Origin of the sequence: Vibrio sp. 10N.261.52.A1 (genome assembly GCF_002876325.1) — a bacterium.
Taxonomy (GTDB): Bacteria; Pseudomonadota; Gammaproteobacteria; order Enterobacterales; family Vibrionaceae; genus Vibrio; species Vibrio chagasii.
In genome coordinates, this window is record NZ_MCYD01000620.1 from 1 (window position 1) to 16,913 (window position 16,913).

Genomic DNA, 16,913 nt, shown 5'->3' on the forward strand with positions numbered 1-16,913 from the left:
ACAGAACTTTTAAAGTCGGCTAGGAAACAATCTTAAAAACGACTAAATTAATGTGGGATAAGCAACATCCCACATAACAAGAAATAAAATGAGCAATGAGCGTAAGGAACTGACCAATGGATAAAAAAATAAAAATAGGCATTAGTGCATGTGTCGCCGGTCATAAAGTTAGGTTCGATACTGGCCACAAACGTTCTCGCTTCTGTACTGAAGACCTTGCAGATTATGTTGAACTTGAGCCAGTGTGCCCTGAAATGGCAGTTGGTTTGCCAACGCCTCGCCCAACTATTCGTCAGACACGGATGTTAGACGATATCATTCACGTTTCCCGTCCTGATGGTACTGGCGACGTCACTGATGAGCTAATCGAATTCGGTCAAAACTACTCCAAGAACAACCAACATATCGCTGGCTTCATCGTGTGTCAAAAGAGTCCAACTTGCGGCATGGAGCGCGTGAAGGTGTACCACCACCATGGCCGCGGCTCTGAATCCACAGGTATTGGTATGTTCACGAAGCAGGTTATGGAAGGCAACCCGTTGCTGCCTGTGGAAGAGAATGGCCGTCTGAACGATCCGATTTTGCGCGAAAACTTCATGACTCGTGTGTTCACATACCAGAAGTGGCTGGACCTAGTAGATGAAGGAATTACTAAACACAAGCTTATCCAGTTCCATAGCGCCCACAAGTATCTAATAATGTGCCATCACGTTGAAGGCTACAAAAGCCTTGGCAAGTTACTAGCAGGCAACGAGCTAGAGATAAATGAGCTTGCAGATAAGTACATCGAAGGGCTGATGACGGCATTATCACACCACGCAAACCGTGGTACGCACGCCAACACGCTTCAACACCTTCAAGGTTACTTTAAGAAGCAGCTCAGCAGTGCTCATAAGCAAGAGTTATCTAACCAGATTGCTTCTTTCAGAGAGGGCGTGATTCCGCTATTAGTGCCTCTAACACTGATCAATCACTACTTGATGGAATACCCAAACGAGTACCTGAAATCACAGGTTTACCTAAACCCTCACCCGCAAGAACTTAAATTGAGATACGGATATTGAGCGATATTCTATGGATAAGACGAGACCTGCGCATTCACGATAATCCAGCCCTCGTCTCAGCAATCGAAAACGGCGTTTCAATCGCCGTTTTTATTTCAACACCACAAAAGTGGCATCAGCATCACCTTGCTCCAATTAAAGCAGACTTTATCTTCCGTCATTTAAAGCAACTGGAAGCTGAACTCGCCGACTTGGGCATAACCCTGCTGCACCTCAAAGCGACCGATTTTGATGATCAAGCCAAGCAATTGACTGAGCTGTACCAACAACTCGGTTCTCAGGTTGTTTTCGCCAATTCAGAGCCAGAGGTCGATGAACAAGCTCGTGACCAACAACTGATATCGAGCGGTATAAACCTTCAGATCAGCGACTGTGATGTGATGCTCCCTCTAGGCAGTGTGCTCAACCAGCAAGGTGAGATGTTCAAAGTTTTCACGCCATTTAAAAATGCCTGGTTAAAAGAAGTGCAAGCAAAAGGCATTCAATGCAGTCCTGCTGCGCTCACTTCTAAAAACAATGCTAAAGCCCTGTTACCTGACAACTTGCAAACGCTCCAGCTTGCCAGTGACTATGACTTCGACTTTCCGCGTGTCGACTCAAGCCGTTGGCCACTAAGCCAAGACGTACTTGGCAATGTGATACCTAACTTTCTAGCCAACAAGGTCAACGACTACGCTCACCTGAGAGACATCCCTTCAGTAAAAGGTACCTCAGGTTTATCACCTTACTTAGCGATTGGCGCGGTAAGCCCAAGATGGTTAGCCATTCAACTGATCCAACAGCAACCGGATTTACTGTTTGATACCCAACTGCCCGCTTTTTCTTGGCTCAACGAATTAATTTGGCGCGATTTTTATAAGCATTTGATGTTCCATCATCCTAAACTGGTTAAAGGCGCTAACTTTCAGCAGAAATACAATGGCTTAGACTGGTATCAAGACCAACCTAACTTTAAGGCTTGGTGTGAAGGGAAAACAGGCTATCCCTTAGTTGACGCAGCTATGCGCCAATTGGTTGAGACAGGTTGGATGCACAACAGGCTAAGAATGGTGGTGGCAAGCTTTCTGACTAAACATCTGCTGATCGATTGGCGCTGGGGCGAACGCTTCTTTATGTCTCATCTTATCGATGGTGATTTTAGTGCCAACAATGGTGGCTGGCAGTGGGCTTCAAGTACCGGCTGTGATGCACAACCTTACTTCCGAATCTTCAATCCGATCACCCAGAGTGAAAAGTTTGATCCTAAAGGAATTTTTATCCGTAAGTACATACCAGAGCTGCAAAATATTCCGGATAAGCATGTGCATTTCCCACATGATTACATAGCAAAAAACGGAATAAACAGTGAATACTGGCAACCCATCGTTGAACATAAAGAAGCACGATTGAGAGCCTTAGCCTTTTTCAAATAATTAGAGTGAATATTATGGATAACTCTCTATGGCTTGATAACTTTCTCAACATGTATCGAGAGCTCGGAACGGACAATTTCGACGTGCTAAAGACGGTTTATCACCCTAATATCGAATTCCAAGACCCGCTGCATCATGTCAGCGGGATTGCAGCGCTAACTCACTACTTCGACAACATCTACACCCAAGTGACCAGCTGTAACTTTCACATCGAGCACACGTTTGAAGTTGGTGGCGAAGCATCGGTGTATTGGACAATGCACTTTGTACACAAGCAACTTAATGGGCAGAAGCCTATTGAGGTGCAAGGCCACAGTCATCTCAAAATGCTCGATGATCAAGTGATTTACCATAGAGACTATCTCGATGTCGGGTCTATGTTGTATGAACATATTCCGGTATTAGGCTGCGCCATCAAATCCATCAAGAAAAGAGCGAGCCGATAATGCATATTATGATTACAGGCGCGACCTCTGGTATCGGCCAATCACTCGCTCTCGATTATGCCCAGCAAGGACATCAAGTCATTGCTTGTGGTCGTAGCCAAGATAAATTACAGACTCTAGTCGATTCGCACGAAACTGACATCGCAGAGTCCTCTATTACACCTCTGTGCTTTGACTTAACGGATTACCACAACTTCCCGGAGCTTGACCAAGACAATCCTCTTGACCTTCTCATTCTCAATGCGGGTGACTGTGAATACATCGATGATCCAGTCAACTTTGACGCAGAGCTTTTTGAGCGCGTCATCAACATTAACTTAATCTCTATTGGTTACGCTCTAAAGTCTTGGTTGAAAAACATTAAACCCGGCGGACGCTTAGTTTTAGTAAGCTCCAGCGCCAGCTTTCTGCCTCTGCCAAGAGCCGAGGCTTATGGCGCTTCAAAAGCAGCACTCACTTACTTAGGAAGAACACTTTCGGTTGATCTTGCCAAGCACAATATTCATGTCTCAATTGTGCATCCTGGCTTTGTGGAAACGCCTTTAACCGAGCGAAACACGTTCGCTATGCCTATGATTATTAGTAGTGAGGCTGCAACTCAGCGAATCGTTAACGGCATTGCTCAAGGAAAGAGCGAGATCGATTTCCCTCGACGATTCATCATGTTGATGAAGCTATTAAGAATGCTTCCAACTTCAGTTTGGCAAAAACTCGCTTCAAGGATGGTATAACAATGAAGAAAATCGCCATTATTGGTTCAGGTATTTCTGGACTCACTTGCGCGCACATATTAGACAAACACCACGACGTAACAGTATTCGAAAAAAATGATTACGTTGGTGGGCACACCGCCACCGTTGATATTGAACATCAAGGCTCGGCGTTCTCGATTGATACTGGCTTCATCGTGTTCAACGATCGAACCTACCCAAACTTCAATCAACTACTCGAACAGTTGGGTGTCGAACGACAACCGACAGAAATGAGCTTCAGTGTACACAACACAACCACTAAGTTTGAATACAATGGTCACAGCATTAACTCGCTATTCGCGCAGAGGAGCAACATCTTCAAACCGCAGTTCTGGTCATTAATCTCTGACATTCTGAAATTCAACAAATTGTGTAAGGCTCAGTTTGAAAGTAACCGCTTCACACCTGACGTTACCCTTGGCAGTTTCCTGCGTGACAATCAATTTTCTGACTTCTTTAGCCAACATTACATTCTGCCAATGGGTGCTGCGATTTGGTCAACCAGTCTTGAAGAAATGGAAGAGTTTGAACTTAAGTTCTTCATACAGTTCTTCTACAACCACGGCCTGCTAGATATCACCAATCGCCCTCAATGGTATGTGATTCCAAAAGGTTCTCGTTCTTATGTTGAGATCATCCTTTCTCGCCTGAGCAAGCCAGTGGCATTGAACACATCGATTCAACAAGTCATTCGTCATGAAACAGGTGTAACTATCGAATTTGAAGACGGTGCAACAAAGCAATTTGATGAAGTGATTTTCGCCTGCCATTCAGACCAAGCGTTAGCACTGTTAGGCGATGCAACGGCTGATGAGAAAGAGGTATTAGGTGAGATACCTTACAGCCGCAACGAAGTGGTTCTTCATACCGATACAAGCTTGCTACCAGACAGAAAGCTGGCGTGGGCAAGTTGGAACTACATGCTGGATGGTAATAGCAAGCGACCAGCTTGTGTCACTTACAACATGAATATTCTGCAGGGAATAGAAAGCCAAGACACCTTCTGCGTGACCTTAAACCAGAGTGAAGCCATTGCTCCAGAAAAGATCATCCGAAGCTTTGTGTATCACCACCCAGTATTGAACTCCAATACAGTCAATGCTCAACAACAGCGTGACCGCATTTGCGGTAAACAGAATACGCATTTCGCAGGCGCGTATTGGTACAACGGGTTCCACGAAGATGGTGTGCATAGCGCATTGGATGTAACCAAGCGCTTTGGTCTGGATCTCAGCACGAGCTCAGCACAATGAACACCGAGACCCTAGCATCCAACACGGAAGTTGCATCTGAGCAGAGTAAAGAGTTCAGCGGTATCTATTGGGGAAACGTCAGGCATCGCCGCTTTGGTGATATCCCTCATGAGTTCAGCTACCAACTCTACATGATGGGGCTAGATCTCGATGAGCTGCCTAAGACCACCGCGAGAAGTGTGCTGTTTGGAACTCGCTGGTACAACCCGATTCGCTTTGTCGAATCGGATTATCTTGCTGAAAAAGAAGAAAATGCAATTAACGATGAACCTAAATCTCTAAAACAACGTATAGCATCCAAAGTACAACAGCTTGGTGGCGATTGGTCTGATGTAAACCGAGTAACAATGCTGGCTCAATGCCGATGTTTAGGTATTTACTTTAGTCCAATCAACTGCTTTTTCTGTTACGACGAAGCAGACGAGTGTCGATATATGTTGGCCGAGGTTAGCAACACACCTTGGCGAGAGAGGCACTATTATCTGATCGACATGCGCCAAGAGTTGAAAGTTAAAAAAGATTTTCACGTTTCTCCGTTCATGGATTTAAACATGACCTATTTTTGGAAGATTAAGCCACCAGCGAAACGAACGCTTGTTCACATCGAAAGCCGCCGAAGCGAACGAATATTCGATGCGACACTAGCGCTGAATAAGCAGTCAGTAACGAAAACAAACATTAGACGAACGGTTGTTAAAATCCCGGCAATGACGGTGAAAGTCGTGATGGGGATTTATTATCAGGCTCTCAAGTTATTCCTGAAAAAAGTACCGTTTGTGGCGCACCCAAACTCAACATCTTAAGCGCCTGACCACGACTCACTAACTATGAGTCTGCTTAAACCAACGAATATCACCCAACTTTAGTTGGCAAAAAGTTAGAATGAATTCTCAGCGAGGTTGACATGGAACAGCTTGCAAAACAAAACAACAACATTGAACAACAAGCCAAAGCCGTTGCTGTTTCAAGCAACTGTAAATATCGAGCTTTAATTTTTAAGGTCCTAGAGCGCCTGCAGTTTGCGTCACTAGAAATCATCGAGCGTGACCAGCATTCGGTGTTTGGCGATAGAGAAGCAGACTTGAAAGGTCGAATCATGATTCATGATGCGACCTTTTTTAAAGATGTTGTTATCAACGGCAGTATTGGCGCATCCGAAGCCTACATTGATGGCAAATGGACCAGTCCAAATCTAACCCGCGTTATCCAGATTATGGCTCGCAACCAATCCCAATTAGATGAGCTGGACGACAAAACTCAGTGGATATCTCGCATTAGAAATCTCCTGCTTCGTCGCAAAAACGCCAACACCGAGCAAGGCTCCAAGCGAAACATTTTGGCTCACTACGACATAGGTAATGAGCTGTACGAACGTTTCCTTGATAGTTCGATGCAGTACTCGTCAGCTATCTACAGTGATGAAGCGCTGACTTTATCGAAAGCACAGCAGAACAAAATGAGAACCATCTGTGAGCGTTTAGAACTTTCAGAATCGGATAGCGTGGTTGAGATAGGGACTGGCTGGGGTGGTTTAGCAATCTTCATGGCACAACATTATGGCTGCCACGTCACCACCACCACTATTTCAGATGCACAACACGAGTTAGCAGAGCAGCGCGTAAAATCGCTCGGCTTAACCGATAAAATTACTCTACTCAAAGAAGACTATCGCAACCTAACGGGTGAATACGATAAGTTGGTTTCCATCGAGATGATAGAAGCGGTGGGACACGAATATCTGCAAACCTTCTTTGAGAAATGCTCTTCATTGTTGAAGCCTTCCGGCAAAATGTTGATTCAAGCAATTACCATAGCCGATGGGCGTTATGAAAAGTACCGCAAAGGCGTCGACTTTATCCAAAAGTACATTTTCCCTGGCGGCTGCTTACCTTCTGTATCAGTGATGACCCAACATCTTGCGACCAGCACCGACCTTGTCGTTCAAGAAATTGACGATATTGGTCTGCATTACGCTCGCACATTGAACGACTGGAACGTTGCCTTTCAAAACAGCTGGGAAGAATTGCAGTCTCTGGGCTATTCAGAAGAGTTCAAGCGTCTTTGGACCTTCTACTTCTGCTACTGTGAAGGTGCATTCAAAGAGCGAGTGATCAGTACTCACCATTTAGTCGCAAGAAAACCTCGTTACTTTGGAGCGAAAGATGAAACGGTTTTGGATTATTAATCTCATTCTGTTTCAAGCGACCTGGGTTTGTAGCGCTTTCTTCACCGCTCAAGCCCCGTTCGTAACACCGCTGCTGGTGATCATTCACTTCCTATTGTCACCGACTCGCCACAGCGATCTTAAAATACTCGTTTTATTACCATTGGGGCTACTGCTTGATAGCCTCATGCTTCACTTCGGCGTCTTCGCCGTCGACCCTGCCATTGCTAATCAATCATGGTTCCCTGTGTGGCTCGTCTGCCTATGGATCATGTTCTTGATTAGCTTCAACCACAGCCTTAATTGGCTCTTAAAATGCTCAAAAGTGATCTTGTTCGCCTTAGGGTTCGTAGCGGGTACTAGTAGCTATTGGGGAGGAATCAAAGCGGGAGCCCTCCTTGCTACTTGGCCAGATGCATCGGTAGTTGCTGCCCTTGCGTTGAGTTGGGGGATATTTTTGCCTCTTCTTGTGGCCGCCTACTCCAACTTAATGAAACCGACAATGGCAAGGACAACGAGGTGACTTATGGCTTACTCACTCAAACGGACACAGGCGCTCCACTTAAAGAGCGCTGAGAGTCACGCGTGTGCCCAATCTAACACTCAAACGGCTGCAAACAATCAGTACATAAAAGCATTCCTAGGTACTTTCACCCTCTCTCTGTTAATCGTAGCGTTTCTGTTTGCAGGGCAAGCTCGCGCCTCTGCTGTCGACGATTTAAACAAGCGCGGACAAGGCGAAATGAGTTACCTATTTTGGACCCTCTACTCTGCTGAATTCTACACCGCACCTTCGAGTTCAGAACGCGCTCTGAAAATAGAGTACTACCGCGCGATAGACAGTAAGGACCTAGTCGAAGCAACCGAGGATCAGTGGAACAAGCTCGGCTACCCTAACAGTAATATCGAACGCTGGTTGAAGCCTCTCTACTCGATGTGGCCCAATGTAGAAGCAGGAAGCACATTGACGATTCGTGTTGAAGAAGACAACGTGAGTCGCTTTTACTTCGATGAACAGCCTATCGGTGTCATTCAAGACAAACAATTTGGCGATGCCTTCCTAGCGATCTGGCTCTCCGAAAACACCTCCGAACCTGGCCTACGCAAACAACTATTAGGTTTGAATAAATGAATCCAAAAACAAAAATAATCAAATTTGCTCTCGCAATCCTATCTCTTAGTTGGCTAACAGGTTGTGGCTCTGCCAGCCTTGATAATCATGTCGACACAACACCAGAGCTCAAACTTGAGACCTTCTTCAATGGTGAGTTAATGGCCTATGGTATGGTGCTCGACCGCTCCGGGAACTTGCTACGACGCTTCGATGCAAAACTCATCGCCACGTGGGAAGGCAATAATGGTGAAATCAAAGAGTGGTTCTCATTTGCCGATGGTGAACGCTCAACGCGGGTTTGGAACCTTATCAAAACTGGCGATAACACCTACTCAGGCACCGCTAACGATGTGGTAGGAACCGCTCATGGTGAGACCCAAGGCTCTGCACTCTACTGGAAGTACGATTTAGAAATTGAAGTCGACGGCAGTACCTATGAAGTTACATTGGATGATTGGATGTTCTTAATGGATGAAAAACGATTGTTCAATAAGACCGAGATGTCTAAGTTTGGCTTTAAGGTCGGAGAGGTCATCCTTTACATTGAAAAGATTTAGACAACTCGCCCTTCAATTCAATCTGAATCACTCGCTTTAGAATCCAGCCCACTACTGCACGTTGTGGGCTGTTTCGTTTAATCCCTCAATAGCATGCCTACATGCTTCCCCACTGTGCTAAGATGCGCCACCAGCGTACAAATGGCTAATACCTCATACTGATGAATGCCCCTTTGTTTCGCCACGTGTAGATTCCCTACCACGATAAATTAAAAAGGCTTTAAAGCATGAGTAAGTTAACCTCAGCGGAGCGTAAAGCTCGCGACAATGAACGTTTCTCACAACGCGTAAACGAGCGCAGAGAAAAAGGTGAAGACGTAGCTGCTTACGCATTAACCAACAAAAAAGCCGTTAAGTTCCTGACCAAGTCAGAGAAGAAACGTCTCAATGAGATGAAAACAGCTCGCCAAGAAGAGCTTCGTCAGAAAGAACAAGAAGAGCTGAACCGAATCGAAGACGCCTTCACCATCAAACAGTTCGACGACGAATAATCACACCAAACAACTCAAAGTGCTGTCGCAGATCTTGGCTACCCAAACAAATGAGATCTTAAATTATTTTGTAAGGGTGACCTTCAAAGTGTGCGACAATGCGCGACGTAAATTCATATTCAAGGTTCATTATGAAACTTCTAGTTCGTAACCTATCTCGCTCAACAACAGAGCAAGACATCCGTGTACTATTTTCTGAGTTCGGTTCAGTAAAAGCATGCAACCTAGTATTAGACCAAGAAACTGGCTACTCAAAAGGTTTTGCTTTCGTTGAAATGCCAGAGCAAGAAGAAGCGAAAACTGCACTAGACAAGCTGCACATGACCAAGCTTGGCAAAAACACGATTCGTGTAAAAGTCGCTAACTCTTAATTCGACTTTAATGCTCTCACTGGTTTCACAGAAACTCAGATGATAAAGCCCGTAACGATATTGCGCTGAAATAACGCCATATCGTTACGGGCTTTTTGCTGCGCAGTACTTTTCAAGCGCTCACAACTTATCTATAACCCTTCATAATCATCAATGGCTCGTCGTGCTTCGGCCATAGAACACCCAGATTCCATCACCAATTGAGCAACTGTCATAGAAGGATTTGCGGCTAACAGCGACGCCAAACACACCACAGGTTTAGGCAGTACCTTGTCTATGGCGACTGTTATCCAACCGTCTTTTTCATGAGTTAACAAAGCTTTGAATTCGATCAGTTGATGCTCTTGAGCCACCAATAGCCAGTTACGGGAGCGACGAACTCGCTTCAACTGACATCCACACTCAGCAGCGTTTGCCATTACTTGGCTCTTATCACTCACACGATGTACAAAACTATTCAGTGGGACGCTAAACATAACTCTCTGCCAATCAATCTCTATAATCATTCCGCGCTGTCTAGAGCAGCTTGGTGAAACCGTGAGTAGGATTACACAGACACAAAAAAACCGCCAGTTATGCACTAAGCCGACTCGCGGTTATCCGATTTGAAATGGCTATCGTGTAAAAACTAGCGTTCAGCTTGCTCTGCACTATTAAGCGCGTCTACCAGTGCCTCAAACGATTTTTCAATATTGTCGCGAGACGTCGCAATGTTCATTCGCATGAAATGATAGCTCTCAGCGCCAAACCATCCGCCCGGAGTTAACCCCATCCCCGCCTGCTCAAACACGGTATTTTTAAGCTTCTCTTTAGAAAAACCTAACGCAGAAAAATCAAACCATACCTGATAAGTACCTTGTGGCTGGAACACTTTCAATTGAGGGATGCGCTTCTCTGCAAACTCAGTAATCCACTTAACCGTCTCCTGTAAGTACACCAACATGCCATCTAGCCACTCTTCCCCCTTTTCAAAAGCAGCAATGGTCGCAAATGTCGTCAAAGCGTTACCGTGGTCAAGGTACATCGCCGCTACGTTAGCTTTAAACGCTTCAAATAGCGCTTCATTATTGGTGTACACATAGCCATTGGAGATGCTGTGCATGCCAAAGGTTTTCGCCGGAGAACCAATCAAGGTAATCACCTTGTCGTAATCAAAACTGGTCAAGCTCGTGAAAGCATGGCCTTCAAAAATAATGTCGGAATGGATTTCATCGCTGATGATCAGGACATCATGACGCTTGGCGATCTCAACAACTTGCTCTATTTCTTGCGCTGTCCATACACGGCCAGTTGGGTTATGGGGGTTACAGAAAATCATCGTTTTCACTTTATGGTCGACGATCTGTTGCTCCATCCCCTCGAAATCAATTTGGTAACTTTGGCCATCATTTACCAACGGGCTTTTCACTACCTCGCGACCGGCTTTGTTCACCAAGTTAGAAAACTGGTGATAGGCTGGCGTATGAATAAGCACGCCATCACCTTCATTAGTAAACTGACGCAGTAACAAGGCAATACCAGAGAGCACACCCGGCACCTGCACAAATTTGTCCGCTGAAAGGTTTAGCCCATGACGCTTTGCATACCATTTTGAAAGGGCTTCAAACACCGCTTGCTCATGAAACTCGTAAGAATACACGCCGCGTTCGACCAAACGATTCAGCTCTTGAGTGATGGGTTCCGCTATCTGAAAATCCATGTCGGCAACCCAGTAAGGAAATACATCGGCGGTATTGTAAATGCTCTCTAGCACCTCTGGTTTGCTTTTGATAAACGCATTTTCACCGTAATTCGATGCACTGTTAAACGCTGTCATGGAGGAGTCCTCAAATAGTGTGTTCGGTCTTTTTGCAATCAACGAAATTGCATGAATACCCTTAAGACGATAGCGAGATAAAAAGGACGAAGCTTTTAAAGAAATCTTGTGATTGTTTTAAATTAATCTCGCATCTCGACCACAATCTCAGTCTTGACCGAGTTCGCAATGAAACAGTTTTTGTGCGCCAAGTGATGCAGTTTGTCGAGCTGCTTGGCGGTAGGATTTTTGGTACCTAAAAACACAATCTTAGGGCGCAGAGTCACCTTAGTCACAGATGAACGACCTGATTCATCTTCTTCCAGCACACCGACGGCATCATCGACATAAGAGTCGATCAGGTACTTCTGTTTAGCTGCAATGCCCAAAAACGTCAGCATATGACAACTGGCAATCGCCGCAATAAAGGCTTCTTCTGGATCAACATTTTCAGCCACCGAAAGTGGCAATGGCACCACATGAGGTGATGACGACGCAGGTACGACAACGCCACCATCAAATTCCCACGTATGCCCGCGACTGTATTGGTTATCGCTAAAAGCCTCATCGCCGCCTTTCTGCCAGCGAATCAGGGCACCATAATCAGACATACTTTTCTCCTTAGCGATCCGCAGGGTGGTTAACCCCATCGTTAGTCACCACATCACCAATATCAAAAGGGTTCACCCCTTCCAAGCAACCAATATTGAATCCATATTCATTTGGGCTAGAGCGACGTTGATGGTGGGTATAGATACCGCAGTTCGAACAGAAGTAGTGCTTCGCGGTGTTGGTATTGAATTGATATAACTTGAGATGCTCTGCACCTTTGAGGATCTTGATACCATCCAAGGCTACAGAACCAACAACCGCCCCTTTACGACGACAAATAGAGCAATCGCAGCGACGCGGCTTTTCGATGCCGTTAGGTAGGCTAAGCTCTAACTCCACCGCACCGCAGTGACAGGTCGCTTTATGGAATGGTTTGATCAGCGTATTGCCAACTATTTTCATTGTTCTCTCCAGTAACATCCATGTATTGCTCACATCATAACCAGTTGAGCGCGTTCTGTCCGTAGTCCCGTTTTCAGTTCGAGAGTTTTGTCATATCGCGTTAATTAATTGATTTATCTGTCAAACGGCCAAAATTATCGATTAGGAAATCCAAAAACAGTCGAATTCGCTTAGGTTGATACTTCTTGCTGATGTACACCACATTCAAGTCGGCGCTCGATACAGAGGTCGAAGTATTGAAGTTTTTCATATAGCCATTGAGCAGAGTGACAAGGCGTTGGTTATTGATGTCATCTTGCACATCCAGCACCGATTTAAGGGCAATACCCTCGCCTTTTAATGCCCAGTAACGAATCACTTCGCCGTCATCTGAGAATCGTTTTGGCACAACGGTAATCGACTTCTTCATATCGTGATCTTGGAAGTGCCATGTCTTGAGCTCTTCATTGCTGCGCAGCATGGCTAAACAGTCGTGTTCAACCAAGTCTTGTGGCGTTAGGGGCGTACCATGCTTGGCAAGATATTCAGGAGAAGCACAGAGCACACGTCGGCTTGGTGACAAGCGCCTAGATATCAAACTGCTGTCGACCAACTCTCCGTAACGAATCACCACGTCCATACCCGACTCAGCAATATTCGACAGGTTATCATTCAAATACAGGTAAGGGATCACGTCTGGATATTGCTGACAGAACTCAGAGAGAATCGGAAGAATGTACTGCTTGCCGATGTCTTTCGGCGCGGCGATCTTTAATGGTCCTTTAACCTCTTTGACACCATTTTGAATCAGATTTTCGGCTTCGCTAACGTTATCCAATATCTCCAAACACGCCTTGTGGTACAACTCGCCAGAATCGGTCAAAGACACGTGTCGAGTACTTCGATTCAGCAACTTCACACCATATCGTTCTTCAAGTGCCTGAAGCCTTGCTGTCATGGTCGCAGGCGATAAACCTAGCTCCCGACCAGCTGCAGCCAAACCTTGATGCTTCACGATACTGACGAACATCGCCATGTCTGAAAACTTATCCATGCTACTTCTACCTCATCATACTGTTCATCTCACCCGAATAATGAATTCATATTTTAGTCAATTATCAAAATTAATCGAATAAATATAATGACCAACCATCAGCAGAACACGCAGGAATTCAGAGCATGAACAACGTAGTAACGAACCAAGAAAAAAGCACTTTCGTCATCATTGGTGGCACGTCTGGCATCGGTAAAGCATTAGCGATGCAATTGAGAAACGAAGACAACACTGTACACATTGCGAGCCGACATACAGGCGTTGATATCAGCAATGAAAAGTCGATTTGCGAGTATTTCGAATCGATTGGTCCCTTCGATCATTTGGTGGTCACTGCTGGCTCATCTGCTCCCGCAGGAAAGGTGACCGACGTTGCTCTTGAAGACGCAAAAACGGCATTTGATACCAAATTTTGGGGCAGCCTGAACGTCGCCAAGCATGCGGCACGTTACATCAAACCCAAGGGCTCTATCACGCTCACCACAGGCATGTTGTCACGCAAAGTGGTCACTGGCACTTACGTAAAAACCGCCATCAACGCCGCACTAGAGAGCGTGACTAAAGTGCTTGCAAAAGAACTCGCGCCTATTCGAGTGAACGCCGTCAGCCCAGGTTTAACTATGACCGAAGCCTACAAGAATATGGACGACTCATCTCGTAACACCATGTACGACAACGCCAAAAACAACCTACCAGCAGGCAAGGTTGGCGAAGCTTCAGAGATAGCCATGGGTTACCTGTTCGCGATTAATAACCCATACGTAACTGGGTCAATCATCGACATCGATGGCGGCGCTCTACTCGGCTAACACCTCACAAAGACACAAAGAACAATGGTTAGGGCGTTTGTCTCACGTCCTAACAAACCAGAATTTACATAGGTAGATCATCATGAAAAAAGAACAGATCCCATTCCAAGTTTGGATATTGACACTCGCAGCATTTGCGATCGGCACCGCTGAGTTTGTTATCGCAGGCATTCTTCCACAAATTGCTACATCCCTTTCGGTCACAGAAGGCCAAGCAGGTTATCTAATCAGTGCTTACGCGTTAGCTATCGTTATCGGTGGGCCAATCTTAACCATCTACCTTGCTCGCTTTAATAAGAAGATGGTACTGATTGGATTAATGGCGCTATTCATTATTGGTAATGTCTTGTCAGCCCTAGCGCCTAACTACTCATTGCTGCTCGCTAGCCGTGTAATTGCAGGCTTAGTTCAAGGGCCTTTCTATGGCATAGGTGCGGTTGTTGCGACCAACCTGGTATCGGAAAAAATGGCAGGCCGCGCGGTTGGTCAAATGTTCGCAGGGTTAACACTGGCTAACGTTCTTGGCGTTCCCGCTGGTACATGGATTAACTTGCAGTTCGGTTGGCACACCACCTTCTTTACCGTAGCTGCACTTGGCACCATCGCAATGATTTCTATCCTGACATCTATCAAATCAAGCGGTCACAGCGAAGCGAAAGACATCAAAACTCAACTAATGGCATTTAGAAATCCAATGCTGCTTATCAGCTTAGCGATCACCGCTTTTGCTTGGTCTGGGTTTATGACGCTTTACGGCTACCTTGCGCCTATTGCCATGCACATCACGGGTTACGGTCAAGACTCAGTTACTTGGATCTTAGTCATTGTCGGTGTTGGCTTAATCATAGGTAACACATTGGGCGGCCGCTCTTCCGATAAAGATTTAGGCAAAGCTTCCATGTTTTGGGCTGTCGCGATGATCGCTTCACTGGTTGTGGTGGGCCTAGTGGTAGACAACAAAATCCTATTCGTTGCAGCTGCATTTGTCTTTGGTATTGCATCATTTGCGAACGTTCCTGCCATGCAACTTCGAGTAATGAACCACGGTGGCGAAGGACAAGAACTTGCTGCTACAGCCAACATTTCAGCCTTTAACCTAGCGAATGCCTTCGGTGGATTCCTTGGTGGCATGGTACTCGACAGCCACCTAGGCGCAGGAATGATTCCATTCGCAGCCGTTGTTGTTCCTGTCATTGGCTTGCTACTTATTGCCAAAGCCAACCGAGCTGATAAGCCTCAGAGCAACTCGATTTTCAGCCCAGCGGAAAGCAAGTAATCCGCTCTATAGCCTGAATACAAAACTAAAAACATTGAATTAAAAAGTACTGAATTAAAACAAGGTGGATACCATGAACAAATTATTCGAAGCATCAGAACTCAAAGGCCTAGCACTGCAAAACCGTGTCGTTATGGCACCTATGACTCGAGCTCGTACTAGCCAACCTGGAAACGTGCCAAACGACATGATGGCGACCTATTACCAACAACGTGCTAGCGCTGGGCTTATCATCACTGAAGCGACACAGATCTCTGATGACTCTCAAGGCTACTCATTCACTCCCGGCGTTTACACCGATGCACAAATTGAAGGTTGGAAGTCAGTAACCAAAGCAGCCAAAGAACAAGGCGCAGCAATATTCTGTCAGCTCTGGCATGTCGGCCGCGTGTCTCACCCTACCTTTCAAAAGGGCGAACTGCCGATTGCACCGTCAGCTTTGGCTCCAATAGAAACTCAGGTGTGGATTTCTGACGAGAATGGTAATGGCAACATGGTCGATTGCATCCAACCAAGAGAGATGACTCAAGCAGACATCGATCGAGTGGTTCAAGATTTTGCGAATGCAGCAAGGAAAGCCATCAAGGCAGGCTTTAATGGCGTCGAGATCCACGGTGGCAATGGCTACTTGATTGACCAGTTCCTAAGAACCAACTCAAACAAGCGCAACGACAACTATGGTGGAAACCGTGAGAACAGACTTCGCTTCCTGATTGAAGTGGTTGATGCTGTTATTGCAGAGATAGGTGCCGATAAAGTCGGCGTGCGTTTGGCGCCATTCATCACATTCAAAGACATGAACTGCCCAGACATAGTGCCAACAATTTTGGAGGCTTCGAAAGCACTGCAAGCTCGTGATATTGCTTATTTGCACCTGTCAGAAGCCGATTGGGATGACGCACCTGTTATTCCTGAAAGCTTCCGAGTAGAACTAAGAGAACTATTCTCCAACACCATCATCGTCGCAGGCAGCTACACACCACAACGCGCCGAAGAAGTATTAAACAAAGGCTACGCCGATCTCGTCGCATTTGGTCGCCCATTTGTCGCCAACCCTGATCTCGTACCACGCCTACAAAACGGCAGCAAGCTAGCACAACTCGATGGCACGACCCTATTTGGCGGCAACGAAAAAGGCTACATCGATTATCCTGCGTTGTAGTGGATTTTGAAGTGATGGTGTTGCCTTGAGTTTTACGACAGACAAAAGAAAGGCTCGCGTGACTAGTGCGAGCCTAATGCAGTTTAGGGGGTAAACCACAATCTGATATTAATTTGGGCTAATTATTTAACTTATGAGCCATTATGCACTTGCGCGCACTGATATTCCATTTTTAAATGATTCACGGCAATTAATCAATC

The 16,913-nt window shown here is 45.8% G+C and carries 20 protein-coding genes; 15 read left to right on the forward strand and 5 right to left on the reverse strand.

Features of this window, described 5'->3' with window-relative positions; genetic code table 11:
• The first annotated feature begins 116 nt into the window (after positions 1-116).
• The 12 genes from BCT81_RS11025 (at position 117) to BCT81_RS11080 (ending at position 9,624) form a co-directional block, all read left to right on the forward strand.
• A complete protein-coding gene (locus BCT81_RS11025; RefSeq protein ID WP_102424262.1) occupies positions 117-1,064 on the forward strand; it encodes a DUF1722 domain-containing protein in 948 nt (315 codons plus the stop codon).
• Positions 1,061-2,476 carry a deoxyribodipyrimidine photo-lyase gene (gene phrB, locus BCT81_RS11030; RefSeq protein ID WP_102424263.1) on the forward strand — a complete coding sequence of 472 codons (1,416 nt, stop codon included), beginning with the start codon at positions 1,061-1,063 and terminating at the stop codon, positions 2,474-2,476. The genes BCT81_RS11025 and phrB overlap by 4 nt, the downstream gene beginning before the upstream one ends.
• Positions 2,477-2,490: 14 nt before the next feature.
• A complete protein-coding gene (locus tag BCT81_RS11035) occupies positions 2,491-2,922 on the forward strand; it encodes a nuclear transport factor 2 family protein (protein ID WP_102424265.1) in 432 nt (143 codons plus the stop codon).
• Positions 2,922-3,653: an SDR family NAD(P)-dependent oxidoreductase gene (locus BCT81_RS11040; RefSeq protein ID WP_102424267.1), complete on the forward strand. Its 732-nt coding sequence runs from the start codon at positions 2,922-2,924 to the stop codon at positions 3,651-3,653. Before BCT81_RS11035 ends, BCT81_RS11040 begins: the two co-directional genes overlap by 1 nt.
• Positions 3,654-3,655: 2 nt before the next feature.
• Entirely contained in the window at positions 3,656-4,927 is a 1,272-nt protein-coding gene (locus tag BCT81_RS11045) for an FAD-dependent oxidoreductase (protein ID WP_102424268.1), read from the forward strand.
• Positions 4,924-5,730 (forward strand): DUF1365 domain-containing protein, encoded by an 807-nt coding sequence (locus tag BCT81_RS11050; protein ID WP_102424270.1) that lies wholly within the window; start codon positions 4,924-4,926, stop codon positions 5,728-5,730. Before BCT81_RS11045 ends, BCT81_RS11050 begins: the two co-directional genes overlap by 4 nt.
• A gap of 101 nt (positions 5,731-5,831) precedes the next feature.
• The gene (locus tag BCT81_RS11055; RefSeq protein WP_102424272.1) at positions 5,832-7,112 is read left to right on the forward strand and encodes a cyclopropane-fatty-acyl-phospholipid synthase family protein; all 1,281 of its coding nucleotides are present in this window, start codon (positions 5,832-5,834) and stop codon (positions 7,110-7,112) included.
• Positions 7,090-7,614 (forward strand): DUF2878 domain-containing protein, encoded by a 525-nt coding sequence (locus BCT81_RS11060; protein WP_102424274.1) that lies wholly within the window; start codon positions 7,090-7,092, stop codon positions 7,612-7,614. The genes BCT81_RS11055 and BCT81_RS11060 overlap by 23 nt, the downstream gene beginning before the upstream one ends.
• A gap of 3 nt (positions 7,615-7,617) precedes the next feature.
• The gene (locus tag BCT81_RS11065; protein ID WP_102424275.1) at positions 7,618-8,223 is read left to right on the forward strand and encodes a chalcone isomerase family protein; all 606 of its coding nucleotides are present in this window, start codon (positions 7,618-7,620) and stop codon (positions 8,221-8,223) included.
• Positions 8,220-8,762, forward strand: coding sequence for a DUF3833 domain-containing protein (locus BCT81_RS11070; protein ID WP_102424277.1), 543 nt, complete (start codon positions 8,220-8,222; stop codon positions 8,760-8,762). Before BCT81_RS11065 ends, BCT81_RS11070 begins: the two co-directional genes overlap by 4 nt.
• Positions 8,763-8,989: 227 nt before the next feature.
• The gene (locus BCT81_RS11075; protein WP_102424279.1) at positions 8,990-9,253 is read left to right on the forward strand and encodes a DNA polymerase III subunit epsilon; all 264 of its coding nucleotides are present in this window, start codon (positions 8,990-8,992) and stop codon (positions 9,251-9,253) included.
• 131 nt (positions 9,254-9,384) lie between these two features.
• Positions 9,385-9,624, forward strand: a complete 240-nt coding sequence (locus BCT81_RS11080) for an RNA-binding protein (protein ID WP_004736983.1) — start codon at positions 9,385-9,387, stop codon at positions 9,622-9,624.
• A gap of 131 nt (positions 9,625-9,755) precedes the next feature.
• On the opposite strand, the gene BCT81_RS11085 is transcribed toward BCT81_RS11080, so the two are convergent.
• The 5 genes from BCT81_RS11085 to BCT81_RS11105 form a co-directional block, all read right to left on the reverse strand.
• The gene (locus tag BCT81_RS11085) at positions 9,756-10,100 is read right to left on the reverse strand and encodes a ribosome recycling factor family protein (RefSeq protein ID WP_102424281.1); all 345 of its coding nucleotides are present in this window, start codon (positions 10,098-10,100) and stop codon (positions 9,756-9,758) included.
• A gap of 152 nt (positions 10,101-10,252) precedes the next feature.
• A complete protein-coding gene (locus BCT81_RS11090) occupies positions 10,253-11,440 on the reverse strand; it encodes a PatB family C-S lyase (RefSeq protein ID WP_102424283.1) in 1,188 nt (395 codons plus the stop codon).
• Between the two features lie 122 nt (positions 11,441-11,562).
• Positions 11,563-12,030 carry an OsmC family protein gene (locus tag BCT81_RS11095; RefSeq protein WP_102424285.1) on the reverse strand — a complete coding sequence of 156 codons (468 nt, stop codon included), beginning with the start codon at positions 12,028-12,030 and terminating at the stop codon, positions 11,563-11,565.
• Positions 12,031-12,040: 10 nt separating this feature from the next.
• Positions 12,041-12,433 (reverse strand): GFA family protein, encoded by a 393-nt coding sequence (locus BCT81_RS11100; protein ID WP_102424287.1) that lies wholly within the window; start codon positions 12,431-12,433, stop codon positions 12,041-12,043.
• A gap of 100 nt (positions 12,434-12,533) precedes the next feature.
• Positions 12,534-13,466, reverse strand: coding sequence for a LysR family transcriptional regulator (locus tag BCT81_RS11105; RefSeq protein ID WP_102424288.1), 933 nt, complete (start codon positions 13,464-13,466; stop codon positions 12,534-12,536).
• Positions 13,467-13,591: 125 nt separating this feature from the next.
• Between BCT81_RS11105 and BCT81_RS11110 the strand changes: the two genes are divergently transcribed.
• The 3 genes from BCT81_RS11110 to BCT81_RS11120 all read left to right on the forward strand — a co-directional run bounded on the left by BCT81_RS11110 (position 13,592) and on the right by BCT81_RS11120 (position 16,713).
• Positions 13,592-14,275, forward strand: coding sequence for an SDR family oxidoreductase (locus BCT81_RS11110; protein ID WP_102424290.1), 684 nt, complete (start codon positions 13,592-13,594; stop codon positions 14,273-14,275).
• Between the two features lie 82 nt (positions 14,276-14,357).
• Positions 14,358-15,551, forward strand: a complete 1,194-nt coding sequence (locus tag BCT81_RS11115) for an MFS transporter (RefSeq protein WP_102424292.1) — start codon at positions 14,358-14,360, stop codon at positions 15,549-15,551.
• A 73-nt stretch (positions 15,552-15,624) separates the two neighbouring features.
• Positions 15,625-16,713, forward strand: a complete 1,089-nt coding sequence (locus BCT81_RS11120; protein ID WP_102424293.1) for an alkene reductase — start codon at positions 15,625-15,627, stop codon at positions 16,711-16,713.
• The last annotated feature ends 200 nt before the right edge of the window (positions 16,714-16,913 follow it).

What these genes read in the sequence shown, in the direction of transcription:
- BCT81_RS11025 (WP_102424262.1), top strand. Translation starts at nt 117, where the DNA reads ATGGATAAAAAAATAAAAATAGGCATTAGTGCATGTGTCGCCGGTCAT.
- BCT81_RS11035 (WP_102424265.1), top strand. Translation starts at nt 2,491, where the DNA reads ATGGATAACTCTCTATGGCTTGATAACTTTCTCAACATGTATCGAGAG.
- BCT81_RS11040 (WP_102424267.1), top strand. Translation starts at nt 2,922, where the DNA reads ATGCATATTATGATTACAGGCGCGACCTCTGGTATCGGCCAATCACTC.
- BCT81_RS11045 (WP_102424268.1), top strand. Translation starts at nt 3,656, where the DNA reads ATGAAGAAAATCGCCATTATTGGTTCAGGTATTTCTGGACTCACTTGC.
- BCT81_RS11050 (WP_102424270.1), top strand. Translation starts at nt 4,924, where the DNA reads ATGAACACCGAGACCCTAGCATCCAACACGGAAGTTGCATCTGAGCAG.
- BCT81_RS11055 (WP_102424272.1), top strand. Translation starts at nt 5,832, where the DNA reads ATGGAACAGCTTGCAAAACAAAACAACAACATTGAACAACAAGCCAAA.
- BCT81_RS11060 (WP_102424274.1), top strand. Translation starts at nt 7,090, where the DNA reads ATGAAACGGTTTTGGATTATTAATCTCATTCTGTTTCAAGCGACCTGG.
- BCT81_RS11065 (WP_102424275.1), top strand. Translation starts at nt 7,618, where the DNA reads ATGGCTTACTCACTCAAACGGACACAGGCGCTCCACTTAAAGAGCGCT.
- BCT81_RS11070 (WP_102424277.1), top strand. Translation starts at nt 8,220, where the DNA reads ATGAATCCAAAAACAAAAATAATCAAATTTGCTCTCGCAATCCTATCT.
- BCT81_RS11075 (WP_102424279.1), top strand. Translation starts at nt 8,990, where the DNA reads ATGAGTAAGTTAACCTCAGCGGAGCGTAAAGCTCGCGACAATGAACGT.
- BCT81_RS11080 (WP_004736983.1), top strand. Translation starts at nt 9,385, where the DNA reads ATGAAACTTCTAGTTCGTAACCTATCTCGCTCAACAACAGAGCAAGAC.
- BCT81_RS11085 (WP_102424281.1), bottom strand. Translation starts at nt 10,100, where the DNA reads ATGTTTAGCGTCCCACTGAATAGTTTTGTACATCGTGTGAGTGATAAG.
- BCT81_RS11090 (WP_102424283.1), bottom strand. Translation starts at nt 11,440, where the DNA reads ATGACAGCGTTTAACAGTGCATCGAATTACGGTGAAAATGCGTTTATC.
- BCT81_RS11095 (WP_102424285.1), bottom strand. Translation starts at nt 12,030, where the DNA reads ATGTCTGATTATGGTGCCCTGATTCGCTGGCAGAAAGGCGGCGATGAG.
- BCT81_RS11100 (WP_102424287.1), bottom strand. Translation starts at nt 12,433, where the DNA reads ATGAAAATAGTTGGCAATACGCTGATCAAACCATTCCATAAAGCGACC.
- BCT81_RS11105 (WP_102424288.1), bottom strand. Translation starts at nt 13,466, where the DNA reads ATGGATAAGTTTTCAGACATGGCGATGTTCGTCAGTATCGTGAAGCAT.
- BCT81_RS11110 (WP_102424290.1), top strand. Translation starts at nt 13,592, where the DNA reads ATGAACAACGTAGTAACGAACCAAGAAAAAAGCACTTTCGTCATCATT.
- BCT81_RS11115 (WP_102424292.1), top strand. Translation starts at nt 14,358, where the DNA reads ATGAAAAAAGAACAGATCCCATTCCAAGTTTGGATATTGACACTCGCA.
- BCT81_RS11120 (WP_102424293.1), top strand. Translation starts at nt 15,625, where the DNA reads ATGAACAAATTATTCGAAGCATCAGAACTCAAAGGCCTAGCACTGCAA.